The organism is Streptomyces sp. NPDC005799 (assembly GCF_040630525.1).
GTDB classification, from domain to species: Bacteria; Actinomycetota; Actinomycetes; order Streptomycetales; family Streptomycetaceae; genus Streptomyces; species Streptomyces griseorubiginosus_B.
Genome location: NZ_JBEXXQ010000012.1, coordinates 157518 through 181165 on the forward strand (window position 1 = coordinate 157518; position 23648 = coordinate 181165).

A 23648-nucleotide genomic window follows, 5' to 3' on the forward strand; every position below is an offset into this window, starting at 1 on the left:
GCTGTGGTGCCGCCAACGGTCCCTACTTGCGAAGGAGCGGCGCCCGCACGCCCGGGCCCCGGCGAGTAGGAGACGTACGACATGACTGCCCCGGAAGCCGAGAGTCTGCGCACCCGCCCCCGTACCCCGCGACCGCCCGCCTGGCGTGCCCAGGCGCCCGTCGTCGCGGTGGTCGCGCTCGGCGGCGCGATCGGCGCCACCGGACGGTACGCGCTCTCCCTGTGGTGGCCGACCCAGCCCGGCGGCTTCCCCTGGGCGACCTTCTGGACCAACGTCGTCGGCTGCGCCGTGATCGGCGTGTTCATGGTCGTCATCACCGACGTGTGGGCCGCCCACCGCCTGGTGCGCCCCTTCTTCGGCACCGGCGTGCTCGGCGGCTTCACCACCTTCTCGACCTACGCCGTCGACATCCAGAAACTGGTCGACGCCGGCCATCCCCGCACCGGGCTGGCCTACCTCGCCGCGACCCTGCTCGCGGCCCTCTCGGCGGTGTGGCTCGCGGTGGCCGCGGCCCGCCGCGTCCTGAAGTGGAGGCAGCCATGACGAGGCTGACCGGCAGCGCCCTGCGCGTGACCGTCTTCATCGGCGAGAACGACACCTGGCACCACAAGCCCCTCTACTCCGAGATCGTGCACCGCGCCCACGCGGCCGGCCTCGCCGGCGCCAGCGTCTTCCGCGGTATCGAGGGCTTCGGCGCCTCCTCGCTGATCCACACCTCGCGGCTGCTGTCGCTGAGCGAGGACCTGCCGGTCGCGATCGTCGTCGTGGACACCGAGGAGCGGGTCCGGGCCTTTCTGCCGCAGCTCGACGAGCTCGTCGACGAGGGCCTGGTGATCCTCGACGACTGCGAGGTCATCCGGTACGTCGGCCGTGCGGATGAACCCGGCAAAACGGTCACGAAGGGTAAGAAGTCGTTGTGAACTGGCTGTTGGTCGTCGCGGGCGCCATGATCGGCGCCCCGCTGCGGTATCTGACCGACCGGGCGGTCCAGTCGCGGCACGACTCCGTCTTCCCCTGGGGCACCTTCCTGGTGAACGTCTCCGGCTGCCTGATCCTGGGCCTGCTGACCGGCGCGGTGGCCGAGGGGACCGCCGGCAGCCATCTGCAGCTGCTGCTGGGAACGGGCCTGTGCGGGGCCCTGACGACGTACTCGACCTTCTCGTACGAGACCCTGCGCCTGTCCGAGACCGGTGCGGGGCTCTACGCTGCCGCCAACGTCGTCGGGAGTGTGGCGGCGGGCCTCGGCGCGGCATTTGTCGGGGTGACGCTCGCCCGGGCCCTGTGGGCCGGGTGACTTGACCCCACGCGCGCGTAGTAAGACTGTCTACAGCACTGTCGACCAACCTTCTCAGAACTGGATTCCATGAGCGTCATCAACGTCGGTCAGGCCGCCGTCCTCGGAGTCGTGGAAGGGCTGACCGAGTTCCTTCCCGTCTCCTCCACCGGACATCTGAAGATCGCCGAGGGGCTCATGAGCATCCCCGTCGACGATGACGCCGTCGTCGGCTTCTCGGCCGTCATCCAGGTCGGCGCGATCGCGGCCGTGCTCCTGTACTTCTTCAAGGACATCGTGCGGATCTGCGCCGCCTGGGGCCGCGGGCTGGTCCACAAGGAGGAGCGCTACCACCACGACTACAAGTTCGCCTGGTGGGTCATCTACGCGACCATCCCGATCGTGATCGTGGGCCTGGCCGCCAAGCCGCTCATCGAGGGTCCGCTCGCCTCCCTGTGGGTGGTCGCCGCCTCGCTGATCGTCGGCAGTGGTGTGATGTGGGCGGCGGACCAGATGGGCCGGCACAAGCGCGGTGAGGACGACACCACCCTCAAGGACGCGATGCTGGTCGGCGGCTCGCAGATCCTCGCCCTGCTCTTCCCCGGCTTCTCCCGCTCCGGCGCCACCATGTCCACGGCCCTGATCCTGGACCTGGACCGGGTGGCCGCCACCCGGCTCTCCTTCTTCCTCGGCATCCCCGCCCTCACCGGCGCCGGCCTGTACGAGCTCAAGGACGCCCTCGGCACGGGCGTGGGCGCGGCCCCCCTCGCCGTCGGCACAGGCGTCTCCTTCGTCGTCGCCTACGCCTCCATCGCCTGGCTGCTGAAGTATGTCGCCAAGCACTCCTTCAACGCCTTCGTCATCTACCGGATCATCGTCGGCGTGCTGCTGCTCGGACTGCTGGCCACCGGCGGGCTGAGCAGCTGACCGCGGCAGGGCGCGGGGCCGTATTCAGGCCCTGCGCCCCGTGAATCTCTCTTTTCACAGCCCTTGACATCTCCCGCACCTCACCCGGAGGATCGCACCCGTGAACCTGTCAGACAGCAAGACAGCCAGTCAGCGGCCGCGGCGCGTCAGCGCCATGGAAGCGGTCCTCGGGCATCTGCGTGCCGCCATCGAGAACGGCGACTACGCGGTGGGCGACAAGCTGCCCTCCGAGGCCGAGCTGTGCCGCACCCTCGAGGTCAGCCGGCCCGTGCTGCGCGAGGCCCTCAGGGCGCTGCAGACGATGGGCCTGACCGTCTCCAAGACCGGCAAGGGCACCTTCGTCGTCGCCAGCACCGTCGAGGACCCCACCTTCGGCGACTACGCGGCCAGCGACCTGCTGGAGGTGCGCCGGCACGTGGAGATCCCGGTGGCGGGCTACGCGGCCCAGCGCCGCACGCCCGAGGACCTGGACCACTTGGCGCACCTGCTGGAGCGCATGGAGCGGGAGACCGACACCACCTCGTGGGTCGCCCTCGACACGCTGTTCCACCTCGCTGTCGCCCAGGCCGCCCAGAACCCGGTCTTCCGCCGGGTCATCGAGGAGATCCGCGACGCACTGGCGCGTCAGTCGGCCTTCCTCAACGAACTGGGCGGACGCCGCGAGCAGTCCAACCGCGAGCACCGGGCGATCGTCGAGGCGCTGATGGACGGTTCCGAACTCGACGCGGTGGACGCCATGGCGCACCACCTCGACCGCGTCGAGACGACCCTCACCGACATCGTGCGCCCAGCGCGCACGGACCCATCCACGGAAGGCGGACCCGAGGCGTGAGCGAGCAGTACCTGCACGAGGGCGTGCAGAAACGTTCTGGCCATGTCGACGCCGGAGACGCGGGCTACAGCAAGTCCCTGAAGTCCCGGCACGTCAACATGATCGCCATCGGCGGCGCCATCGGCACCGGCCTCTTTCTCGGCGCGGGCGGGCGGCTGGCCGACGCCGGACCCTCCCTGTTCATCGCCTACGCGGTTTGCGGCGTCTTCGCCTTCCTGGTCGTCCGCGCCCTCGGCGAACTCGTCCTGTACCGGCCCTCCTCCGGCGCCTTCGTCTCCTACGCCCGAGAGTTCCTCGGCGAGAAGGGCGCCTACACCGCGGGCTGGATGTACTTCCTCAACTGGGCGACCACCGGCATCGCCGACATCACCGCCGTGGCGACCTACACGCACTACTGGGGCATGTTCTCCGACATCCCCCAATGGCTGATCGCATTGATCGCCCTCGCGGTCGTGCTGACCGTCAACCTGATCTCCGTCAAGATCTTCGGTGAGCTGGAGTTCTGGTTCGCGATCGTCAAGGTCAGCGCGCTGGTGATCTTCATGTGCATCGGCATCTACCTGCTGGTCACCCAGCACCCCGTCGACGGCGCCACCCCAGGTCCGTCCCTGATCACCGACAACGGCGGTGTCTTCCCCAACGGCCTGCTGCCCATGCTGCTGATCATCCAGGGCGTCGTCTTCGCCTACGCCTCCGTCGAACTGGTCGGCGTCGCCGCCGGTGAGACCGAGAACCCCGAGAAGATCATGCCCAAGGCGATCAACTCGATCATGTGGCGCGTCGGCCTGTTCTACGTCGGCTCGGTCGTCCTGCTGTCGATGCTGCTGCCCTGGAACAAGTACAGCGCCGCCGAGAGCCCCTTCGTGACCGTGCTCTCCAACATCGGCATCCCCGCGGCCGGCGGCGTGATGAACCTCGTCGTCCTCACCGCGGCCATGTCCTCGCTCGACTCCGGCCTGTACTCCACCGGCCGCATCCTGCGCTCCATGGCCATGTCCGGCTCCGCGCCGAAGTTCACCCGCGTGATGAGCCGCAGCCAGGTCCCGTACGGCGGCATCCTGCTCACCAGCGGTATCTGTGTCCTGGGTGTCGGCCTCAACTTCGTCGTCCCGGCGGACGCCTTCGAGATCGTCCTGAACTTCGCGGCGATCGGCATCCTCTCCACCTGGGGCATGATCATGGTTTGTCACCTGCTCTTCTGGCGGAAGACCCAGAGCGGCGAACTGACCCGCCCCGGCTACCGGCTGCCGGGATCCCCCTGGACCGAACTCGTGACGCTGGCCTTTCTCGCCTCCGTCCTGGTCCTCATGTACGCCGACGGAGGCGCCGGCCGCACCACCGTGCTGTGCCTGCCGCTGATCGTCGGAGCCCTGGTCGGCGGATGGTTCGCCATCCGCCGCCGCGTCGCACGCACCTCCCCCCAGAACACATCGACCGGAGCCGGCGCGTGACCCACGCGCCGCTCCCTGACAAGAGGCAGTGATGTTCAGCAGTTCCGTCGCGGACGCACCCCAGATCCGCGAGCCCCTCCACGCCCCCGTCGCCCACCTGATCCGCGACGGGGTCGTCGAGGGCATCCACTACGGTTCCGTCGTCGTCCTCGACGCCGACGGGAAGGTCGCCTTCCAACTCGGCGACATCGAGGCCGCCTTCTACCCCCGCTCGGCCCTCAAGCCCGTGCAGGCCGTCGCCATGGTCCGGGCCGGACTGCCGCTCGACGGTGAACTGCTCTCCCTCACGGCGGCCAGCCACTCCGGTGAGGAACGCCACCTCGCCGGGACTCGGCGGATCCTCGAACTCGCCGGGCTGACCGAGGACGATCTGCGCAACGTCCCGGACATGCCGTTCGACCCGGCCGTGCGGGACGCATGGGTCCGGGAGGGGCGTGCGCCCTCCCGGCTGGCCCAGAACTGCTCCGGCAAGCATGCGGCGATGCTGTACACGTGCGTGCTCAACGACTGGCCCCTCGAGGGGTACCTCGACCCGTCGCACCCCTTGCAGCAGGCGATCGCCGAGATCGTCGAGGACCTCACCGGGCAGCGGATCGCGCGGGTGACGGTCGACGGGTGCGGGGCGCCTCTCTTCTCCGTCTCGCTCCACGGGCTCGCGCGGGCGGCCGCGCGGATCACCACGGCCGCCGCCGGCACGCCGGAGGCTCAGGTGGCCGACGCGATGCGCTCTCATCCGGAGATGGCCTCGGGTGCCGCGCGGGATGTCGCCGCGCTGATGGCGGCCGTGCCGGGACTGCTCGCCAAGGACGGGTTCGAGGGCGTTCAGGTCGCCGCGCTGCCGGACGGACGGGCCGTCGCCGTGAAGATCGCGGACGGGGCGAACCGGGCGCGGGTGCCGGTGGCCGCGGCCGCGTTGGCGTGGGCCGGAGTTGATCCCCGGCTGCTCGTCGAGTTTCAGGGGGAGCCGCTTCTCGGGGGCGGTCAGGCGGTCGGGTGTGTGCGGCCCGTTCGTTCGCTGGAACCGGTTGTCGTGCCGGCTTGCGCCTAGCGGGGCGGGTCGACCACTCGATTGGCGGGTGCGGGTCCGTTGTGGCTCGTCGCGCCCACGCGGCGGCAGCCGCACATCAATGACGTACAGCGCCCCTTACAGGGGCGCTGTACGTTCCGTACCTCAGAAAGAGGACCTTCTCCCTCATGACCACCGCCACCACTCGCAGCGAACACGATCTGCTCGGCGACCGTGATGTTCCCGCCGATGCCTACTGGGGAGTGCACACCCTCCGGGCCACGGAGAACTTTCCCATCACCGGGACTCCGATCTCCGCCTATCCGCATCTGATCGACGCGCTGGCCGCCGTCAAGGAAGCCGCGGCACTCGCCAACGAGGAACTCGGGCTGCTGGCGTCGGAGAAGGCCGCTGCCATCGTGGAAGCCTGTCGGGAGATCCGGGACGGGAGGCTGCACGATCAGTTCGTCGTCGACGTGATCCAGGGGGGTGCGGGGACCTCGACGAACATGAACGCCAACGAGGTCGTCGCCAACCGGGCGTTGGAGTTGCTGGGGCACGACAAGGGGCAGTACCGGTTCCTGCACCCCAACGAGGACGTCAACCTGGGGCAGTCGACCAATGACGTCTACCCGACCGCCGTCAAGATAGCGACGGTGTTCGCGGTACGTGGACTGCTCAAGGCGATGGCTGTACTGCAGGACTCGTTCGCCCGTAAGGCCGTCGAGTTCCGCGATGTGCTCAAGATGGGCCGTACACAGTTGCAGGACGCGGTGCCGATGACGCTCGGTCAAGAGTTCTCCGCGTATGCCGTCATGATTGACGAGGACCGCCACCGTCTTGACGAGGCCGTCCAGTTGATCCATGAGATCAACCTAGGAGCCACGGCCATCGGCACCGGGCTCAATGCTCCGGCCGGGTACGCGGAGGCGGCCCGCCGTCACCTCGCGGCGATCACGGGACTGCCCCTGGTCACCGCCGCCAACCTGGTCGAGGCGACCCAGGACTGCGGGGCGTTCGTCCAGATGTCCGGCGTGCTCAAGCGGATCGCCGTCAAGCTGTCGAAGAGCTGCAACGACCTGCGGCTGCTGTCGTCCGGGCCGCGCGCCGGGCTCGGGGAGATCAACCTGCCGCCGGTGCAGGCCGGCTCGAGCATCATGCCCGGCAAGGTCAACCCGGTGATCCCCGAGGTCGTCAACCAGGTCGCCTTCGAGGTGATCGGCAACGACGTCACCATCACCATGGCCGCCGAGGCCGGTCAGCTCCAGCTGAACGCCTTCGAGCCGGTCATCCTGCACTCCCTGTCGGAGTCCGTCACGCATCTGCAGAGCGCCTGCCTCACCCTGGCCGAGCGGTGCGTGGACGGCATCACCGCCAACACCGAGGCGCTGCGGGCGACCGTGGAGAACTCCATCGGCCTGGTGACCGCCCTGAACCCGCACATCGGGTACACGGCCGCCACCGACATCGCCAAGGAAGCCCTCGTCACCGGGCGCGGAGTGGCCGAACTCGTCCTGGAGAAGGGTCTGCTGCCCGCCGAGACGCTCGCCGACCTGCTGCGGCCCGAGGTCGTCGCCGGCAGCGGCTCACTCCTGGTCTGACCAGCAGCCCCTGACCTGCGGCGACGCGCCGGGACCGTGCGGAGGCACAATAGTGATCATGACAACGACGTCGTCCTTCGCCTTCCAGCCGGTCCTGGAGCGCATCGCCGAGGAGATCGAACGCACCCCGGGCCGCGGCCGGCCCGCCGACTACATCCCGGCGCTCGCCGCCTGCGACCCGCGCCGCTTCGGCATGGCCGTCGCAGAGCTGGACGGGACGGTGTACGGCGTGGGGGACTGGCGCGAGCCGTTCTCCACGCAGTCCATCACCAAGGTCTACACCCTCGCCCTCGACCTGGCCCGCGAGGGCGACGAACTGTGGGAGCACGTGGGCCGCGAGCCCTCCGGCAACCCTTTCAACTCCCTGGTCCAGCTGGAGTACGAGAACGGCATCCCGCGCAATCCCTTCATCAACGCGGGCGCGCTCGTCGTCACCGACCGCCTGCAGAGCCGTACCGGGGACGCGGCCGGTGAACTGCTCGGTTTCCTGCGTTCCGAGAGCGGCAACCCGGCCCTCGACTTCGACAAGGACGTAGCCGCCTCCGAGGCCGCGCACGGCGACCGCAACGCTGCGCTCGCCCACTTCATGGCGTCCTACGGCAACATCGACAACCCGGTACCGGTCCTGCTCGACCAGTACTTCCGGCAGTGCTCGATCACCGCCTCCTGCGCCGACCTCGCGCTGGCCACCACCTTCCTGGCCCGCCACGGCGTGCGCGCCGACGGCACCCGGCTGCTCACCCGCAGCCAGGCCAAGCAGGTCAACGCCGTGATGCTGACCTGCGGGACGTACGACGCGGCCGGCGACTTCGCCTACCGCGTCGGCCTGCCCGGCAAGAGCGGTGTCGGCGGCGGCGTCATCGCGGTCGTGCCCGGCCGCTGCACGCTGTGCGTGTGGAGCCCGGGCCTCGACTCGCGCGGCAACTCCGTGGCCGGCGTCGCGGCCCTGGACCGCTTCACCACCCTGACCGGACTGTCGGTGTTCTGACCGGCCCCCTGAAGTCCCCGGTCACCCCAGGAACTCGGTCAGCAACGGCACCAGCACGGACGCTCGCCCCATCAGCCGCGCATGAGTGGTGTCCGGGAGGACGGCCAGGCGCGCCCGGGGAATGAGGCGCTGCATCTCGGCCGCGTGCTCGACCCGTACGAAGTCCGTGTCACCGACGACCACAAGCGTGGGCGCGTCCAGGGCTCGCAGATCGTCGGCGGTCCAGGGCAGCGGGGCGTGGGCCGCCCCCGTGACCTTGGCGAGGAAGTCCTGGAAGTGCTCGGGATGCGGTGCGACGGCCGCGTACGCGTCGGCCATTTTCTGGAAGTCCGCCTGACCGGGCAGACGGGGAGAGGCGAAGTCGGGGGTGCGGACGTCGTCGTGGTAGCCCTCCTGGCGGTACGGCGTGGCCGCGAGCACCAGCCGGCCGACCCGCTCGGGATGGCGTACCGCGACCTCGAGCGCGGTCATGCCGCCGAGGCTGAAGCCGAGGAAGTCGGCCTGCTCGATGCCGAGTTCGTCCAGCAGGTCCACCACGTCAGCGGCGAGGTTCGCCACCGTCATCGCGCGCTCGGTGTCGGCCGTGTGGCCGTGCCCCTGGAGTTCGGGTGCCACGACACGACGGCCGTCGGCCAGGGCGGGCAGCACGGCCGCGAAGGACAGGTCCACGGTGAGCGCTCCGCCGTGCAGCAGCACCAGCGGCCGTCCGTCGTCGGGGCCGTGGGTCTCGTAGTACATCTCCAGGCCGTCGACCTTGGCGTAGGCGGAGCTGGCGGGCATCGTCATCACGTCCGTCCGGTGGGTGTCGTACCAGGAAGACCGGCCGTACGCGGAGAACTCATCGGCCTCGGGGCGCAATCACACGCCGGTCACACGCAGGTCCCCGGACCGCAGGCGGCGCGTCAGGTTCCGGCCACCCGGCGTTGACACGCTGAACGAGTGTTGGCCATGGCTTTCCCCGTCGATCTTCGCCGCAGTCAGGTCCTGGGCCTGGCCGGCACCGCCTTCCTCGCGCTGGGCGGTGAGACGGCCGGTGCCCTTCCCGTCCAGGAACTGCTCGCCCCCGCCAACGTCCGCGCGGCGCTGGGGCTGGTCGGTGTCTACTTCGGTGTCGTCCTCCTCATAGCGGCCTGGGTGCTGCTCGGCCGGCTGGTGCGCAGCCACGAGCCACCCAGCCCGCGCTCACTGCTGCTGGTACTCGCCACCTGGTCGGCACCGCTGCTGATCGCACCACCCCTGTTCAGCAGGGACGTCTACAGCTATCTCGCCCAGGGCGCCATGGTCGACGCCCACATCGACGTGTATTCCAACGGACCCGCCCAGCTCGGCGGCCCGCTCGCCGACGAGGTCGCGCCGCTGTGGCAGCACACCGGAGCGCCATACGGCCCGGTGTTCCTCGCCGTCGCCTCCCACCTGTCCGACCTGACCCGGGGCCAGCTCCCCGCCGGTCTCGTCGGGATGCGGCTGGTGGCGCTGCTCGGGGTCGCGCTCATGGCCGCGGCGCTGCCCCGGCTCGCGCGGCACAGCGGCGCGGACCCGGCCGCCGCGCTCTGGCTCGGCGCCCTCAACCCGCTGGTCCTGCTCCATCTGGTCGCCGGCGCCCACAACGACGCGATCATGCTCGGACTGCTCGGCGTCGGCCTGGTGGCGGCGCTGGGACGGTGGCCGGTCCTGGGGGCCGTACTCGTGACGCTCGCCGCGCTGGTCAAGGCGCCCGCGGCACTCGGGCTCGCCGCGGTGGTGGTCCTGCAGGTGCGCGCGGAGAGCCGCCCGACGAAGGCCGTGCTGACGACCGGTGTCGCCGCCGCGGGCACCACGGTCGCGGCCACGGCCGTCGCCGGAACGGGGTACGGCTGGATAGGGGCCCTCGACACCCCGGTCTCCGCGCACAACTGGGCGCTGACCAGCCTCCTCGGCCGTGCCACCGGCGCCCTGCTGGAACACCTCGGCAGTGACCTCGCGCCGCTCGCCCTGCCCGCCTGGCACGTCCTCGGTCTCGCCGTCACCGTGCTGGTGATAGCGGCCATATGGTGGCGGCTGCGTCCCCGCCCGGTCTACGCGCTGGGTCTGAGTCTCGCCACGGTCGCCGCCTTCGGCCCGGCCATCCGACCGTGGTACGCCCTGTGGGGCCTGTTCCTGATAGCCGCCGCGGCGCCCACCACCTCGGTGCGGCACCGGGTGGCGGCCGTCACGGGCGTGCTGGCGCTGGCCACGCTGCCCAGCGGCGGTCCGGTGGACACCGGGCAACTGGTGCTGGCGGTCTCCGGGGGCGTGCTGGCCGTGGTGGTCCTCTGGCAGGCCCACCAGGCGGCCCAGGCACCCGTGTTGGGACACACCGCATGACCCCGCCCCGCACCGACCGCGGCCGGCTGCTGCTGGTCCTCGCCGTCGCCGCAGCCGTCACGGCCTTCACCGCGACCGTGCCCCTGTTGCGCGACTGGTTCGACCTGCGCGTCTACTACGGCGCCGTCAACACCTGGATCCATGACGGTGGACGGCTCTACGACTACCAGGTCCCCGGGACGACCTACGGCTTCACCTATCCGCCGTTCGCCGCCGTCGCCATGCTGCCGATGTCCCTCATCGGCCTGCGCACGGCGATCGCCCTCGCCCTGCTGCTCAACCTGGCGGCGCTCGCGCTGATCGTGCACCTGCTGACCGAGGGGGCGTGGCGGCGCTACGGCTGGTACGGCTGCGCCCTGGGCGCCTGTGTGCTCGCGCTGTTCGAGCCCCTGCGCGACACCTTCAGCTTCGGGCAGGTCAATCTGCTGCTGTTGGCCCTCGTCCTCGTCGACGCCTGGCTGCTGCGCACCGGGCGGGACCGCTGGGCGGGCGTCGGGACCGGGCTGGCGGCCGCGATCAAACTGACCCCGGCCGTTTTCATCGGTCTGCTCCTGCTGGCCCGCCGCTGGCGTGCCGCCGCCCTCGCCACCGCCGTGACGTGCACGGCGACCGGCCTCGCCGCCCTGGTGGCCCCGAACGCCTCGCGCTACTACTGGACCGACGCCCTGTGGGACACCAACCGGGTGGGCCGTCTCGACTACGTCTCCAATCAGTCCCTGCAGGGCATCCTCGCCCGCCTCGGGGTGACCGACCGCCCCGTCTGGGCGGCGACGGTGCTGCTGGTCCTCGGTGTCTGGGCGATTCGCACCCGCCGCGCCCTCACCTGCGACGACTGGCCGGCGGCGTTCGCCCTCACCGGCCTGACCGCGTGTCTGGTCAGCCCGATCACCTGGGTGCACCACCTGGTGTGGCTGCTGCCGTCCTTCGCCGTCCTGGTCCGCGCCGGGCACCCGCGGATCGCGGGCGCCCTGTACGCGGTGCTGTGCACCAGCGTGGTGTGGCTGTGGTTCCACGACGCGTCCGGCATCGACGGCTTCCTCGGCAGCAACACCTACGCCTGGATCACCCTCGGCCTGCTGTTGTGGCTGCCGGTCGGTCAACTCCCTTCCACGGGCTCACCTTTGACCCGCAGCACCAAGGCCACCGCACCCGCGCCGAGCGCCGCAGCACCGGAGATGGCGCCCGTCTCCGCCCACCCCCGCCCGCGTTCCACGGGAGAGGCCACGGGAACCGGGACGGGCGCCGGGCGCGGCTTGACCCGCAGCCCGTCCAGCGACCCGACCGGCGCCACCCGCCCGGCCGCCCCGAACCCCCAGTCGAGCAGCTCCCGCGCCTCCTCGTAGACGGTGAACCCGCCGCCCGTCTGCGGGTTCATCACCGTCACGACCAGCGTGCGCCCGCCCCGGCGGGCCGCGGCGACCAGAGTGTTGCCGGCATGCGTCGTGTATCCGTTCTTGATGCCGATCAGTCCCGGATAGCGCGCCACGCCGTCCGCGCCGCTCAGCAGCCGATTGGTGTTCCGGATCCCGTACGACGATCCGTCCCCGGCGGGGAAGAGCGCCTGGGCCGTGCCGCAGTACCGCGCGAAGTCCGCGTTGCGCAGTCCGGCCCGGCCGAACACCGCCAGGTCGTACGCCGACGACACCTGCCCCGGAGTGTCGTAGCCGTCCGGCGAGCGCACCTGGGTGTCCAGCGCGCCCAGGGCGCGCGCCTTGGCCTGCATCCGCTGGGCGGTCACCCGCCAGCCGCCGTTGAGCGCGGCCAGGACGTGCACGGCGTCGTTGCCGGAGTTCAGGAAGACTCCGCGCCACAGGTCGGCGACCTCGTAGGTGCGCCCCGGGGCGACACCGACCATGCTGCTGCCCGGCCCGATGCCCGCCAGGTCCTCCTCCGTGACCGTGTGCTGGATGCCGGCGGGCAACGTGGGCAGCACGGTGAGGGCGAACAGGGTCTTCAGCGTGCTGGCGGGGGGCAGTCCGCGATGCGCGTCGTGGGCGGCCAGCACCTCGCCGCTGCCCGCGTCGGCCACCAGCCACGACAGCGCGGAGACGTCCGGGAGGCGGGGTACCCCGCGCGGGGCCCGGACCAGTGTGCCGGACCGGTGGAGGAGCGACGGCTGCGGCATCGCCGCCCGGGTCCCGCCGTTCGGCGTGGGCTGCGCGCCGACGGCCACCGCGACGGGGCCGAACGCCAGGACACTCGCCGCGCAGAGCGCGCAGGCCGTGACGCCGACCCGGGAATAGAATCCGATGGTCATACTTATCAACGTAGGAATCGATCGTCCGGACGCGCCGCTGACCGGGCCGGACGGGGGGCGCCAGCACCCGTATGCCGCAGCGTGTATCCGTCGGCGGCTCGGCCTCGCGGCCGTCACGGGTCACTCGGCAGGCAGCGTCGGCTGGACGCGCCGCAGGAAGGTCGCGTTGTCGGGGGTGGCCCGCAGGTGTTCCAGGAGGGTCTCCAGACCGCCCTGGGCGTCGCGGGTCTGCAGGGCGCGCCGCAGGCCGCGGACGGTGGTCAACTCGGCGGGGGAGAGGAGGAGTTCCTCGCGGCGGGTGCCCGAGGGGGTGATGTCGACGGCCGGGAAGACACGGCGCGAGGCGAGTTCGCGGCTGAGGCGGAGCTCCATGTTGCCGGTGCTCTTGAGCTCCTCGAAGAAGTAGTCGTCGGCCCGCGAGCCGGTCTCCACCAGGGCGGTGGCCAGGATCGTGAGCGAGCCGCCCTCCTCGGCCAGCCGCGCGGCGCCGAAGAACCGCTTCGGCCCGAGCAGCGCGGCGGCGTCCACACCGCCGCTGAGGGTACGGCCGCCCGAGGAGGCCGCGTTGTTGTGCGCCCGGCACAGCCGGGTCAGGGAGTCGAGCAGGATGACGACGTCCTCGCCCGCCTCCACCAGCCGCTTGGCCCGCTCGATGACGAGCTCGGCGAGGGCGATGTGCTGCTTGGCCGCCCGGTCGAAGGTGGAGGCGTACACCTCGCCGCGCACCGAGCGGCGCATCTCGGTGACCTCCTCGGGGCGTTCGTCGAGGAGTACCACCATCAGACGGCACTCGGGGTGGTTGCCGGCGACGGCGGCCGCGATCTGCTGGAGCAGCACGGTCTTGCCGGTCTTGGGCGGTGCCACGATCAGCCCGCGCTGGCCCTTGCCGACGGGCGCGAGCAGGTCGGTGATCCGGCCCGTGAGCCCGGACGCCGGGTGTTCCAGGCGCAGGCGCCGGCTGGGGTGGAGCGGGGTGAGATCACGGAAGTGACGGCGGCCGCGCAGGTCGTCGGGCGTGCGCCCGTTGACCCGTACGACCTCGGTCAGGGCGCGCCGTCCGTCGCGTACGCCTTCGACGAGGTCGCCCTTGCGCAGGCCGTGACGGCGGATCAGCGCGGGGGAGACGGGCAGGTCGGAGGGCGAGGCGTGCAGGGTCTCGGCGCGCAGGTGCCCCTTGCCGCCCGCGTCGATGTCGAGGACACCGGTGACGATCTGGGCCTGGGGCTCCTGCCGGACTGGAGGGTGTTCGAGAGTGGTGGTCATGGTGGGGGTCCTTTCGAGGACGGATGGCATGAGACATGCGGAAGGAAGGGGTGGAAGCCGCGACGGGAAGGCGGACAGCGCCTTCGGCGGCGGGAACAGCGCCTCGGGTACGGCACGGCCGTACCGGTCACGAGGTGGTGCTGGAGAGCCGGTGCGCCGGCCGGGTGACGGCGGGCGGAGCGGCGAACTGAGAGGGAACCGGCACCGGCGCCCACGACAGGGGGCGAACTCAGGTGCTAGCAGCAAAGTACCACAGGGGGTGCGGCCGTAAACCGGTCAGCGGGAGGCGAGCAGACCGTACAGGAGCGGAATCCGCGGCTCCGGCAGGCGCCACCAGCCGGACGCCGTACGGACCATCTGCGGCCAGCGAGGCCAGGGAAGTTCCTCGCTCTCCCTGAGGCGCCGGATGGTCAGTCCTGCCCCGACCAACGCGTTCATGACCTCGCTTATTCCGTGCATCCACTCATAACTGTCCGTGGCGTTCTCGACCGCCGGACCGTCGGTGTAGGTGTGTGTCGCGTCCCGGTGCACCGCGCCCCTGCCGCCCAGGTAGTCGTGGCGCAGCAGCAGCTCGGGACCCTCGCCGGGGGCGGGCTCGGGGCCCAGCGAGTTGAGCAGTGGGTGGAACTCCACGATGTACACGTGGCCGCCGGGGCGCAGGAGTCGGGCGACGACCTCGGCCCACCGCTGCAGGTCCGGGAGGTAGCACAGGGCGCCCTTGCCGGTGTACACGACGTCGAACTGCCGTTGGTCCAGCGCCTGTCGGGCGTCGTACACATTGGCCTGTACGTAGTCCACGGGCACGCCCGCCCGCGCCGCGACGTCCCGGGCGGCGGTCACCGACGCCGCGGAGAAGTCGAGGCCGACGGCGCGGGCGCCGCGCTGGGCGAAGGCGATCGTCTCGGTGCCGAGATGGCACTGGAGGTGCAGTACGTCGCGGCCGGACAGTTCGCCGAGATCGTCCCACTCGAAGGAGGCGAACCAGCGCGCCGGATCGAGGTCCTGGTCGAGGCCGTAGAACCGGCTGGCGAGATGGACGGGGGTGCGGGCGTCCCAGTTGGCCTGGTTGGCACGCATGAACCGCGCGTGCTCGTCGGTGGTCATGTCGACATCCAACCGCAGCCCGGTCCCGGGTGGCGGCAGAAATCATGGGGCGACTCGCCGGGAAAATCGACGGTGCAGACGGCGACGGCGTAGGAAACGGCAGAGCGGGAGGCCGGGGCCGGGTGCCCCGGTCTCTTCGTGCGCGGACGGGTCAGGCGTTGGGGTCGAAGGGGATGCCGGCGGGCATGGAGTGGGCCAGGGCGTACTGGAAGTCGCCGTCCTTGATCTTGATCGTGGCGGCGCCGAAGTCGGCGCTCAGCAGCTTGTCGCGGAAGCCGGCCGGATAGCCGTTCCAGCCGACCAGACGGGGATAGAACCAGCCGCCGGTGGCGTTCTCCGGCGGTTCGTCGTTGGCGTTGGCGAAGCGGAAGCAGTGCGTGGAGACGCCGTCCTTGTGGTAGACGACCTTCGGGTGGGTGCCGTCGAAGCGCACCGCCGAGCGGGGTGCCACCTGGTAGCCGCTGTGCTGTGACACCGACACGTACTGGACCTGGTTGTCGCTGATCCACACCACGACGTGCTCCCAGTCGTGCCGGTGGCCGATGGCCGCGGGACCGAGCGTCGCCTGGTCCTTCTCGAAGTAGCTGGCGTACACCACCGCGCACCAGCCGTTGTCGCACTTCTCGCGTGAGTAGGTGTTGGCGTTGGCCAGTTGGGCGTAGTCGTGGCAGTGGCCATTGACGTCGCCGCCGAGTTTGAGGCCCGGGTTGATGGTGCCGTCGGCGCCGATGGCGGCGGTGGCGTAGCAGCCGTCCTTGTCGTAGTCGTAGGCCGGGGAGAAGCTCTGTTCCAGGCCGTCGGCGTTCTGCGGCAGCAACTGCAGGACATCGGCCTGGGCGCTGGTCGGGATCGCGAGCAGCAGTGTCAGGGCGCCCAGGGCGCTGAGGAGGACCTTGGTGGGGGACACAGGTCCAGACCATGACAGTCTGGCGTGTGCGCGTCAAGGCTTGAGGAAAGTCGTAAAGTTGAACTTCGACTGCAGGAGGTCGGCCTGACATGAGGTGGACGGGCGCGCGCTACACGGACAAGCCGACGGTCGAGGTGCGGACGTGGATCGACGCCCCGCCCGAGCGGGTGTGGGCGCTGGTCCGTGACATCGGGCTGATGCCGGGCATGAGCGACGAACTCCAGTCCGTGGAGTGGCTCGACGGCGCCGAGGAGCCCGCGGTCGGCGCCCGGTTCCTCGGCCGCAACCGGCACGAGGCGTTCGGCGAGTGGACCACCACCTCGTACGTCATCGAGTGCGAACCGTGCCGCGTCCTCGCCTGGGCGGTGCAGAACCGCGACCGTCCGTCGGCGGTATGGCGCTTTCGTCTGCACCCCGGGGACGGCGGCACCGAACTGTCGCAGTGGATGCAGATGGGTCCCGGCCGCTCCGGACTGTCCGCGGCGATCGACCGCATGCCGGAGAAGGAACAGAAGATCGTGTTCGTACGGCTGCGGGAGCTGGAGCAGGCCATGACCACCACCCTGCGTCACCTCAAGTACCGTGCGGAGAACGGCTGATGCGCACCGCGACCACGATCGAGGCCTCCGGCGCTCAACACTGGTCGGAGCAGGCCGACTTCGTCGTGGAGGCGGAGAAACTCGGCCTGGACGTCTGCTGGGTGGCCGAGGCCTGGGGCTCCGACGCACCCTCCGCGCTCGGTTACTACGCCGCGCTGACCGACCGGATGCTGCTGGGCTCCGGCGTCCTGCAGCTCGGCACCCGCACCCCGGTGGCCGTCGCCCAGACCGCGATCACCCTGTCCAACCTCTCCGGCGGACGCTTCCTGCTCGGCCTCGGCGCCTCCGGCCCGCAGGTGATCGAGGGACTGCACGGGGTGCCGTTCGCGCGCCCGCAGGCCCGTATGCGGGAGAGCGTCGAAATCGTGCGCCGGGTCTTCGACGGCGGCAAACTGTCGTACCGGGGAAGCCAGTTCAGCATCCCACTGCCCGGTGGCGAAGCCGTCCCCATGCGCCTGTCCACTCGGCCCGAACACCCCGTCCCCGTCTACCTCGCCGCCCTGTCGCCCGCCATGCTGCGGCTGACGGGTGAGGTCGCCGACGGCTGGCTCGGCACCAGCTTCGTGCCCGAGGGCGCGGCCGGGGCGTACTTCGCCCACCTCGACGAAGGACTGGCCCGTGCCGGGCGCACCCGCGCCGACCTCGACGTCTGCCAGGGCGCCGAGGTCGCCTTCGCACCCGACGAGGACGCCCTCGGCGCGCTGACCGCCGGCCGGAAGAAGGGACTGGCCTTCAGCCTCGGCGGCATGGGCTCGGCCTCGACCAACTTCTACAACGCCGCCTACAGCCGCCAGGGCTGGGCGGAGGTGGCCGCCGAGGTGCGGGAGCGCTGGCAGGCGGGCGACCGGGAGGGCGCGGCCGGCCTCGTCACCGACGAGATGGTGCTTGCCACGACCCTCGTCGGCACCGAGCCGATGGTGCGCCGACGGCTGCGCGTGTGGCGGGACGCGGGCGTGACCACCGTACGGTTGTATCCGGCAGGGATGACCCTGCAGGAGCGGCTGGCGACGCTGGGGCGGGCGATCGAGCTGGTACGGGAGGTCGACGGCGCGTCGTGAGCGGGACCGAAAAATCCGTCCGGCAGGGTGTCGATTCGCGCCGCCCCCGTTCGTCGGTGGGGTGCAGGTAGCTCTGACGACCGGGAGGAATCATGAAGTACATGCTGCTCGTCTGCGGCGACGACACCGCCGACGCCTCGGGCATGGCACCCGTCGAACCCTGGGTGGAGGAACTCGGCGACCGCGGTGCCCGGCTGCACGGCCACCGGCTCGCCCTGCCCGCCGAGGCGGTCACCGTCCGGGTGCGCGGCGGCGAGGTGCTGCGCACGGACGGCCCGTTCGCCGAGACCAAGGAGTACGTCGCCGGCTACGACATCCTCGAGTGCGACAGCCTGGAGGAGGCCGTCGAAGCGGCGGCCCGGCACCCGGTGGCCACCATCGGGGCCATGGAGGTACGGCCCTTCTGGCCCATGGGGGACGAGGAGGACCCCGAGACCGCGATCCGCGCCCTCGACACCCGTCTCACCGAGGCCCACCGTGACCGGGACATCGACGGGGTGCTGGCCTGTTACGCCCCGGACGCCGACGTCTTCCACCTCACCGGCGGGCATGAGCGGCTGGGCCTCGACGCCCACCGCAAGGCCCTGCAAGAGGTGTTCGCGTCCGGACCCGTGACCCGCGAGGTGCGGGAGTTCCGCGTCCACGTGGACGAGAGCATCGGCTTCGCCCACTCCCTCGTACGGCTGAAGGGCACCCGCACCGACGGCACCCCCTTCTCCGACACCCTGCGCGTGATCACCGGCTACCGTGACCTCGGACTGCGCCGGCTGATCACCCATGAGCAGGCCGTGTCCCTGAGGGAGGCGTGATGAGGTACGCCCTGCTGTTCTCCTCGCCCGTCCGGGAGGAGGAGCAGAGCCCGGCGGAGCACGCCGACGACCCGCGGTTCGCCGCCTACTTCGCCGAGGTGCGGGCGGGCCGGGTCACCGGCGGGGCACGGCTGCGCCCGCCCGCCGACGCCACCACCGTGCGCGTGCGGGGCGAGGAGATCCTGCTCAGCGACGGCCCCTTCGCGGAGACCAAGGAGTACCTCGCGGGCATCGCGTTCATCGACGTGGCGGACCTCGACGAGGCCGTCGCCCTCGCCGCGAAGCATCCTGCGGCCGCCGACGGCGGCTCGGTCGAGGTACGGCCGGTCTGGGAGTGAGCTCCACGGACGAGATCGAGGAGGCCGTCGCCGCCGCCTTCCGGGAGGAGTGGGGCCAGGTCGTCGCCACCCTGATCCGGGTGACCGGCGACTGGGACCTCGCCGAGGAGTGCGCGCAGGACGCCTTCGCCCAGGCCCTCGACCGGTGGCGGCGCGACGGTGTCCCGCGCCGCCCCGGCGCCTGGCTGACGACGACCGCCCGCAACCGCGCTCTCGACGTGCTGCGCCGGGAGGCGGTGGGGGCGGCGAAACTGCGGGAGGCGGCCGTGATGGCGCGCGACGAGACGTCGTACGACGACGGGGACGACAGCGGTGTGCAGGACGACCGGCTGCGCCTGATCTTCACCTGCTGCCATCCCGCCCTGCCCATCGAGGCCCGGGTCGCGCTCACCCTGCGCACCCTCGCCGGGCTGACCACACCGGAGATCGCCCGCGCCTTCCTCGTCCCGGAGGCGACGATGGCGCAGCGACTGGTGCGCGCCAAGCGCAAGATCCGCAACGCCGGGATCCCCTACCGGGTACCGCCCGCGCACCTGTTGCCCGAGCGCACGACGGGCGTGCTCGGCGTGCTGTACCTGCTGTTCAACGAGGGGTATGCCGCCTCGTCCGGCGCCGATCTGGTCCGCAGGGACCTGTGCGCCGAGGCCGTCCGCCTCGCCCGTCTGCTGGCCCGGCTCATGCCCGACGAACCCGAGGCGCTCGGCCTGCTCGCCCTTCTCCTGCTGCACGACGCCCGCCGGCACACGCGCGTGGACGCCTCCGGTGAACTGATCACCCTTGAGGACCAGGACCGCACCGCCTGGGACCGCGCCGAGATCGACGAGGGCACCGCCCTGCTGGAGACGGCCCTGCGCCGCGGCCGCCCCGGCCCCTACCAGATCCAGGCCGCCATCGCCGCCTGCCACACCACCGCCGCCACGGCCGAGGACACCGACTGGGCGGACATCGCCGGCCTCTACGGCGAACTGGTCCGCTTCGTGCCCTCCGCCGTAGTCCGCCTCAACCGCGCCGTGGCCGTCGGCATGTCCGAGGGCCCCGACGCCGGACTCGCCCTCGTCGCCGAACTGGAACGCGAGGGCGATCTGGCCGGCTACCACCTCCTGCCCGCGACCCGCGCGGACCTGCTGCGGCGCCTCGGCCGCCGCACCGAGGCGGCCGGAGCGTACGCCCAAGCACTCGAGCTGGCGGAGAACGAGGCCGAGCGGACATTTCTGCGAAGGCGGCTCGCGGAGTGTCGATCGGCGTAGCGGCCGTTCGTCGGTCTTCAGCGCCGCCGCCTTCGTCAGGCCCCGCAGCGCCCACTCGCCGGCGGTGTAGGCGACCGCGCGGTGGGCCGTGAGTCCGGCCACCGAGCCCACGTTGACGATGGAGGAACCGGCCGGGATCAGCGGGGGACAGGGCCTGGATGCCGAGCAGGGCGCCGCTGGTGTTCACCGCGAACGCCCGGTTCCCGTCGGCGAGTTCGGCCTCGCCGAGGCGCGCCCGCATGGCGATGCCCGCGTTGTTGATCCGCCTTGCACGGTCTCCGGACCGGCCGCTTGCGCCACCCGGTCCTCGGGGGAGAAGGCTGCGGAAGACACTCACCCCCGGCACGTCCTGCACCCGTGCCCGCGTCCTCGCCGTGGCGTGAGGTCAGGAGGCGGAGGCGGACCGCGTCTCCGCCTCCTTCGCGATCTGCTCGAACCGGGCGCCCATCGCCGCCGCCAGCGCCTGGGCGCCCGACAAGGGCCGCACCATCACGGTGAGTTCGTCGATCAGGCCGTTGTCGTCCACGTGGATGAAGTCGCAGCCCGTCAGCTCCCGGTCGCCCACGCGCGCGGCGAAGACCAGGGCGTGGTCGCGACCGTCGGTTCCGCCGCCGATCTCGCGCTCGTAGCGGAAGTCCTCGAAGACCTGGGAGACCGCGCGCAGGATCGCCGCGGTGATCGCCTTGCCCGGGTACGGCTTGAACACCACCGGGCTGGTGAACACGACGTCCTCCGCCAGCAGCGCCTCGACGGCATCGAGATCGCCGGCCTCGACCGCCTCGCGGAACGCGTGCATCGGATCACCTCATAGTCAATTAGTTGAGTAGGTAAGGATGAGGGTAATCAGCTGCCGCGACCCTGTCCACTAGGCTGACGTGGGTGTTCAGCCCTGAAGGCCCCAGCCTGCGAGAACTCGCCGTCCAGGCCCTGTCCTCCGTGGAGCGGGGATACGACCTGCTCGCTCCGAAGTTCGACCACACCCCCTTCCGGACGCCCGACTCCGTCCTGGAGGCCGTCGCCTCGGCGCTGGCGCGGACGGGACCCTTCGACGACGGACTCGACCTGTGCTGCGGCACGGGCGCGGGCATCGGCGTGCTGGCGCGGTTGTGCCGGCGCAGTGCCACGGGGATCGACTTCAGCGCGGGGATGCTGGCGGTGGCGCGGGAGCGGGTCCGGCCGGCCGGTTCGCGGGTGGCCTGGGTGCGTGCTGACGCCCGCGCGCTGCCGTTCCGGTCCGCCTTCGACCTCGTGGTCAGCTTCGGTGCGTTCGGGCACTTCCTGCCACAGGAGGTGCCGGGGCTGTTCGCCGAGGTCCACTCGGTGCTGCGGCCGGGCGGGTGTTTCGCGTTCCCCGTCCTGGCCCCGCCCCGGCCCTCGTCGCCCGCGTACTGGATGCTGCTGGGTTTCGACGCGGTGATGCGGGTGCGCAACGCCGTGTGGCGTCCGCCGTTCGTCATGTACTACCGGGCCTTCCGACTGGCTGATGTACGGCGGGAGTTGGAGCGAGCCGGATTCGTCGTCGAGTTGCAGGCGCTGGAGGAGTTCGGGCGGCGGAGCGACGGCAGCCCGCGGGTGCGGATGATCGTGGCCCGGCGTCCGCTGTCCTCGCTCAGCCCGCGGCCGGAAGCATGAACTCGTAGACGAGGGCGTCCTGTTGGGCGTCCACCAGCAGATCCGTGATCTCCAGTGGCCGCGCGTACTGGTCGTGCACGCGCCGTGTCACCCGGACCGAGGGGGTGTCCGGGAGCGGGGTGATGGCGTCCCGGTGGTGCAGGGTCAGGCCGGCTTTGCGCATCCACTCGTAGGCGCGGTGCAGCTGCGCCGAGGCGGCGCCGTCGGCGCGGTCGCGGTAGCGGGCCAGTTCCTCGACCTCCGCCAGGGCGACCGCGGAGAACGACGTCACCGCCGTACGCCGTCCGCGGCCGTCGGCGCCCGTGGACTCGTAGCGGTGCATCAGGGTCGGGTGGTGCGGGGCGAGGCCGAGGGCCTCGGCGTGCTCGGGCGGGGGCGCCTCCCAGGTGACCGTGGCCCGGTCCGCGGCGCGCGGGTCCGCGGCCCGGGCGCCGACCGGGAAGGCGGGCGTGGAAGGGGTCTCCACCGGCAGGCCCGGCAGCGTGGCGTGGCTGCCGCGCCGGTCGGTGCAGACCAGTCCGTCGCGGCGCAGCACCTCCAGCGCCTGCCGGACCGTCTCCCTGCTGACCTCGAAATGTGCGGCCAGCCGCCGTTCGCTCGGCAGCCGTTCGCCGGGTGGAATCGTGCCGTCGCGCAACTCGCCGAGCAGTCGGGTCGCTACACGCCAGTACAGCGGCTGCTGATCGGTGACCGGATGGTCGGTGCGGGCCATGCCGCGCCTCCTGTTGGTGACATGCCGTAGCCGTGCGGGCTCATTGCGCCACCAGATCTAGCATTGGTCTAAACCAGCAGGGAAGGGCGGGCGGTCGGTTCGGCCGAAACCGGCCTGCCCGCCCCGGCGTTCACAGAGCGCTGTACAGGGCCTCGATCAGCGCCATTTTCCGTGGGTCGTTGGCGATCTGAGGCCCCATCCGGTTCATCGCATAGCCGAGCGACACCCCCGTCTCCGGGTCCGCGAGTCCGCACGAGCCGCCGAACCCGTCGTGTCCGAAAGCGCGCGGGTTGGGGCCGTAGGAGCCGTTGTCACCGCTCAGCCACAGACCGAGCCCGATCTCCGTCTCGGCATCGAGGCCGGCCCCCAGCACCAGGTCGCGGCAGCTGCCCTGCCCTTCACGCACCCGCTCGGCCGCCTCGGGGGACAGGACGCTACGGCCGGCGTACGTCCCCCTGCCCGCGAAGATCCCGTACAGCGCGGCGACCGCCCGCGCCGTGCCGTGCCCGTTCGCGGCCGGGATCTCCGCGGCTCGCCATGCGGGCGAGTTGGCCTCGTCCGCACCCACCACCGGATTGGCCAGCGCCGCCAGTGCCGCGGGCGTCAACTGACTGAAGATCGCGGCCTGTTCGCTGCTCGACGCGACCGGCGGATGCACCAGCTCGGCCGCCCTGCCGGCGTCCTGCTCCGGCAGCCCGATGGTGAAGTCGATCCCGAGCGGGCCGGTCACCTCGTGGGCGAGGAAGGCGCCGGGCAGCTGCCCCGAGACCCGCCGGACCACCTCGCCGACCAGGAAGCCGTACGTGAACGCGTGGTAGCCGGACGCGGTCCCCGGTTCCCACCAGGGTTCCGTCGCCGCGAGCCGCCCGGTCGTGAACTCCCAGTCGTAGAGCTGCTCGACCGAGTGCGGCTCACGAAGCCCCGACAGTCCGGCCCGGTGCGAGAGCAGGTGCCGTACGAGCACCTCCTCCTTGCCGGCCGCGGCGAACTCGGGCCAGTACTTGGCCACGGGCGCGTCGAGGTCGAGCAGGCCCCGGTCGGCGAGGATGTGGGCGCACAGCGCCGTCGGGCCCTTGGTGGTCGACCACACGTTGACCAGGGTGTCCCGCTCCCAGGGCCGGGTGCGGTCCGCGTCCGCCCAGCCGCCCCACAGGTCCACCATGACCTCGCCGCCGACGCTCACGGCGACCGCGGCGCCCAGTTCGCCCCGTTCCCGGAAGTTCTCCTCGAACGCCGTCCGCACCGCCGCGAACCGTTCGTCGCAGTAACCGACCACACCTGGCTCACGCTCCGCCATGGGG

General features: G+C 71.3%; 24 protein-coding genes and 1 pseudogene. 17 read left to right on the top strand and 8 right to left on the bottom strand.

The genetic code is table 11. The features are described 5' to 3' along the window. Positions 1 to 81: 81 nt before the first annotated feature. The 9 genes from crcB (ABZ453_RS14545) to ABZ453_RS14585 all read left to right on the top strand — a co-directional run bounded on the left by crcB (ABZ453_RS14545) (position 82) and on the right by ABZ453_RS14585 (position 8078). Positions 82 to 543, top strand: coding sequence for a fluoride efflux transporter CrcB (crcB, locus tag ABZ453_RS14545; protein WP_359015034.1), 462 nt, complete (start codon positions 82 to 84; stop codon positions 541 to 543). Further along, positions 540 to 920, top strand: a complete 381-nt coding sequence (locus ABZ453_RS14550) for a DUF190 domain-containing protein (RefSeq protein WP_359015036.1) — start codon at positions 540 to 542, stop codon at positions 918 to 920. The genes crcB (ABZ453_RS14545) and ABZ453_RS14550 overlap by 4 nt, the downstream gene beginning before the upstream one ends. Further along, the gene (crcB, locus tag ABZ453_RS14555) at positions 917 to 1294 is read left to right on the top strand and encodes a fluoride efflux transporter CrcB (protein WP_359015038.1); all 378 of its coding nucleotides are present in this window, start codon (positions 917 to 919) and stop codon (positions 1292 to 1294) included. The genes ABZ453_RS14550 and crcB (ABZ453_RS14555) overlap by 4 nt, the downstream gene beginning before the upstream one ends. A 69-nt stretch (positions 1295 to 1363) precedes the next feature. Next, entirely contained in the window at positions 1364 to 2200 is an 837-nt protein-coding gene (locus ABZ453_RS14560; protein ID WP_359015040.1) for an undecaprenyl-diphosphate phosphatase, read from the top strand. 154 nt (positions 2201 to 2354) lie between these two features. Continuing rightward, positions 2355 to 3032 carry a FadR/GntR family transcriptional regulator gene (locus ABZ453_RS14565; protein ID WP_356764917.1) on the top strand — a complete coding sequence of 226 codons (678 nt, stop codon included), beginning with the start codon at positions 2355 to 2357 and terminating at the stop codon, positions 3030 to 3032. Then, positions 3029 to 4483 (top strand): amino acid permease, encoded by a 1455-nt coding sequence (locus ABZ453_RS14570; RefSeq protein WP_359015041.1) that lies wholly within the window; start codon positions 3029 to 3031, stop codon positions 4481 to 4483. The genes ABZ453_RS14565 and ABZ453_RS14570 overlap by 4 nt, the downstream gene beginning before the upstream one ends. Before the next feature lie 31 nt (positions 4484 to 4514). After that, positions 4515 to 5531 (top strand): asparaginase, encoded by a 1017-nt coding sequence (locus ABZ453_RS14575; protein ID WP_359015043.1) that lies wholly within the window; start codon positions 4515 to 4517, stop codon positions 5529 to 5531. A gap of 146 nt (positions 5532 to 5677) precedes the next feature. Beyond that, complete coding sequence (aspA, locus tag ABZ453_RS14580) at positions 5678 to 7090, top strand: aspartate ammonia-lyase (protein ID WP_359015045.1); 1413 nt, start codon at positions 5678 to 5680, stop codon at positions 7088 to 7090. Between the two features lie 58 nt (positions 7091 to 7148). Beyond that, complete coding sequence (locus ABZ453_RS14585) at positions 7149 to 8078, top strand: glutaminase (RefSeq protein WP_359015047.1); 930 nt, start codon at positions 7149 to 7151, stop codon at positions 8076 to 8078. A 21-nt stretch (positions 8079 to 8099) separates the two neighbouring features. On the opposite strand, the gene ABZ453_RS14590 is transcribed toward ABZ453_RS14585, so the two are convergent. Next, the gene (locus ABZ453_RS14590; RefSeq protein ID WP_359015049.1) at positions 8100 to 8858 is read right to left on the bottom strand and encodes an alpha/beta hydrolase; all 759 of its coding nucleotides are present in this window, start codon (positions 8856 to 8858) and stop codon (positions 8100 to 8102) included. Positions 8859 to 9026: 168 nt separating this feature from the next. Between ABZ453_RS14590 and mptB the strand changes: the two genes are divergently transcribed. Further along, positions 9027 to 10421 carry a polyprenol phosphomannose-dependent alpha 1,6 mannosyltransferase MptB gene (mptB, locus tag ABZ453_RS14595; protein ID WP_359015051.1) on the top strand — a complete coding sequence of 465 codons (1395 nt, stop codon included), beginning with the start codon at positions 9027 to 9029 and terminating at the stop codon, positions 10419 to 10421. Beyond that, positions 10418 to 11764, top strand: coding sequence for a glycosyltransferase 87 family protein (locus tag ABZ453_RS14600; protein ID WP_359015053.1), 1347 nt, complete (start codon positions 10418 to 10420; stop codon positions 11762 to 11764). Before mptB ends, ABZ453_RS14600 begins: the two co-directional genes overlap by 4 nt. Before the next feature lie 32 nt (positions 11765 to 11796). On the opposite strand, the pseudogene ABZ453_RS14605 reads toward ABZ453_RS14600, so the two are convergent. The 4 genes and pseudogenes from ABZ453_RS14605 to ABZ453_RS14620 all read right to left on the bottom strand — a co-directional run. Continuing rightward, a pseudogene (locus tag ABZ453_RS14605) lies at positions 11797 to 12678 on the bottom strand (serine hydrolase); the annotation flags it as partial. Positions 12679 to 12798: 120 nt separating this feature from the next. Then, positions 12799 to 13941: a transcription termination factor Rho gene (rho, locus tag ABZ453_RS14610; protein ID WP_359015056.1), complete on the bottom strand. Its 1143-nt coding sequence runs from the start codon at positions 13939 to 13941 to the stop codon at positions 12799 to 12801. 276 nt (positions 13942 to 14217) lie between these two features. Then, complete coding sequence (locus tag ABZ453_RS14615) at positions 14218 to 15045, bottom strand: class I SAM-dependent methyltransferase (protein WP_359015058.1); 828 nt, start codon at positions 15043 to 15045, stop codon at positions 14218 to 14220. A 151-nt stretch (positions 15046 to 15196) separates the two neighbouring features. Continuing rightward, positions 15197 to 15952, bottom strand: coding sequence for an NPP1 family protein (locus ABZ453_RS14620; protein ID WP_359015060.1), 756 nt, complete (start codon positions 15950 to 15952; stop codon positions 15197 to 15199). 89 nt (positions 15953 to 16041) lie between these two features. On the opposite strand from ABZ453_RS14620, the gene ABZ453_RS14625 reads away from it, so the two are divergent. The 5 genes from ABZ453_RS14625 to ABZ453_RS14645 all read left to right on the top strand — a co-directional run bounded on the left by ABZ453_RS14625 (position 16042) and on the right by ABZ453_RS14645 (position 20003). Next, positions 16042 to 16551 (top strand): SRPBCC family protein, encoded by a 510-nt coding sequence (locus ABZ453_RS14625; protein ID WP_359015062.1) that lies wholly within the window; start codon positions 16042 to 16044, stop codon positions 16549 to 16551. Continuing rightward, a complete protein-coding gene (locus ABZ453_RS14630) occupies positions 16551 to 17609 on the top strand; it encodes an LLM class flavin-dependent oxidoreductase (protein ID WP_359015064.1) in 1059 nt (352 codons plus the stop codon). Before ABZ453_RS14625 ends, ABZ453_RS14630 begins: the two co-directional genes overlap by 1 nt. A gap of 92 nt (positions 17610 to 17701) precedes the next feature. Further along, positions 17702 to 18418 (top strand): YciI family protein, encoded by a 717-nt coding sequence (locus ABZ453_RS14635; protein WP_359015066.1) that lies wholly within the window; start codon positions 17702 to 17704, stop codon positions 18416 to 18418. Next, positions 18418 to 18756: a YciI family protein gene (locus ABZ453_RS14640; protein WP_359015068.1), complete on the top strand. Its 339-nt coding sequence runs from the start codon at positions 18418 to 18420 to the stop codon at positions 18754 to 18756. The genes ABZ453_RS14635 and ABZ453_RS14640 overlap by 1 nt, the downstream gene beginning before the upstream one ends. Further along, on the top strand, positions 18753 to 20003 hold the full coding sequence (locus ABZ453_RS14645; RefSeq protein WP_359015070.1) for an RNA polymerase sigma factor: 1251 nt from the start codon (positions 18753 to 18755) through the stop codon (positions 20001 to 20003). Before ABZ453_RS14640 ends, ABZ453_RS14645 begins: the two co-directional genes overlap by 4 nt. Before the next feature lie 385 nt (positions 20004 to 20388). Here the strand turns inward: ABZ453_RS14645 and ABZ453_RS14650 are convergent, their stop codons facing one another. After that, positions 20389 to 20799, bottom strand: coding sequence for a nuclear transport factor 2 family protein (locus tag ABZ453_RS14650; RefSeq protein ID WP_359015072.1), 411 nt, complete (start codon positions 20797 to 20799; stop codon positions 20389 to 20391). Positions 20800 to 20882: 83 nt separating this feature from the next. Here ABZ453_RS14650 and ABZ453_RS14655 point away from each other — a divergent pair, with 83 nt between their 5' ends. Next, positions 20883 to 21635 carry a class I SAM-dependent methyltransferase gene (locus ABZ453_RS14655; RefSeq protein ID WP_359015074.1) on the top strand — a complete coding sequence of 251 codons (753 nt, stop codon included), beginning with the start codon at positions 20883 to 20885 and terminating at the stop codon, positions 21633 to 21635. Here ABZ453_RS14655 and ABZ453_RS14660 read toward each other — a convergent pair. Beyond that, the gene (locus tag ABZ453_RS14660) at positions 21613 to 22347 is read right to left on the bottom strand and encodes a winged helix-turn-helix domain-containing protein (RefSeq protein ID WP_359015076.1); all 735 of its coding nucleotides are present in this window, start codon (positions 22345 to 22347) and stop codon (positions 21613 to 21615) included. The two genes, ABZ453_RS14655 and ABZ453_RS14660, sit on opposite strands and share 23 nt — an antisense overlap. A gap of 130 nt (positions 22348 to 22477) precedes the next feature. Beyond that, positions 22478 to 23644: a serine hydrolase domain-containing protein gene (locus ABZ453_RS14665; RefSeq protein WP_359015078.1), complete on the bottom strand. Its 1167-nt coding sequence runs from the start codon at positions 23642 to 23644 to the stop codon at positions 22478 to 22480. Positions 23645 to 23648 lie beyond the last annotated feature (4 nt).